Source organism: Nitratidesulfovibrio oxamicus, assembly GCF_015731765.1.
Classification (GTDB): domain Bacteria; phylum Desulfobacterota; class Desulfovibrionia; order Desulfovibrionales; family Desulfovibrionaceae; genus Cupidesulfovibrio; species Cupidesulfovibrio oxamicus.
The window spans coordinates 1-1,140 of sequence record NZ_VRYY01000606.1 but is presented as its reverse complement, the minus strand read 5'-3'; the positions used below and the strand labels follow the sequence as shown (position 1 = coordinate 1,140).

Annotated in this window: 2 pseudogenes; one reads left to right on the top strand and one right to left on the bottom strand. The window is 72.0% G+C overall.

Features of this window, described 5'->3' with window-relative positions:
* Positions 1 to 372 (bottom strand): annotated as a pseudogene (locus FVW20_RS16165) (glycosyltransferase family 2 protein); the annotation flags it as partial.
* A 131-nt stretch (positions 373 to 503) separates the two neighbouring features.
* Between FVW20_RS16165 and FVW20_RS16160 the strand changes: the two are divergent.
* Positions 504 to 1,140, top strand: a pseudogene (locus FVW20_RS16160) (glycosyltransferase family 2 protein); the annotation flags it as partial.

Below are 1,140 nucleotides of genomic sequence, written 5' to 3'. Positions count from 1 at the left end.
GCCGTGGGCGTTCAGGGCCGCATCCAGCGCGCCGAAGTCGGCGGGCACGCGCACCCTGTCATGCAGGCGGGCCACCAGTTCGCGCAGGGTCGGGGCGAACGCCTGCGGGGCGTCTTCCATGATGGCCCGCAGCAGGGCGGCAAGACGGGTATCCAGCGGGTTGTCGCGCCAACCCCACAGGGCCATGCCCACCCCGGCGGCCACCATGCCGGGGTCGCCCCCCGCGTTTTCGATGGCCCCGCGCGCCAGCCGGAACTGGTTATCCGCGCCCATGGCCCCGCATTCCCACAGGGGCACGCGATCCATGAGGGTTGCCAGCAGCGTTGCGGCCTGGGCCGGATGGGGTGCGGGAATGCCGTGCGGATGCGCCATGCGTGTTGCGGGGATGCGGGTTGGCGGGATACAACGCGCCGAAACGTGCACCCATTGCGGCGCGCGGATCGACCGATGCGGCACTGTGGGCGGTAACGCCCGGAATGTCAATTGAACCCGCCGGAGCCCCCGTGACCTCTCCCGCCCTTGCCCGCCCCCGCTGGCGTTCCCTGCCCGGCGACCTCGCCGCCGCCTTGCTCAAGGGCGGGGTGGGGCAGTTGCACCTTGTCGGCATTGCCGAGATGGCCCTTGCGGCCATGAACACGCCGGAAGGCGCCGCATACGGCCCTGCCGACCTGTTCGCGCTGGGGGCCGACGCCCTGTGCGCCGCGTGGGAGGCCGACCCGCTGGATGGTCGCACGGCGGGCCAACTGGTTGCGCTGCACAAGGCCCGCCCTTTCCTGCCCACGCCGATGTTCCGGGTGGCGGAACTGCTGATGGCTCTGGACGTACCCCCGCCGGATGCCGAAGTGCGCCAACTGGTGCAACTGCTCCAGCAGCGCGATGCCGACGCCTCGTGCCGTCTGCTGGACCGCCAGCGCCGTGCCCAGCCGGGCAACACCTTCTGGCTGCGGCAGGCCATGGTGGTGGGCATGACCGAGGCCCGTCACCAGTGGCTGGACGCGTGGCTGTCCGGATTGCCCACCGGCCCCGGAAATATCCCCTCTCCCATTGTCGCCGCCTTGCGCGGCGACGTGGCCTTCGCGCGCGGCGACATGGCCGGGGCCGCCGCCCTGTACGCCGCCGCATGCAAGGCCCTGCCGCTGC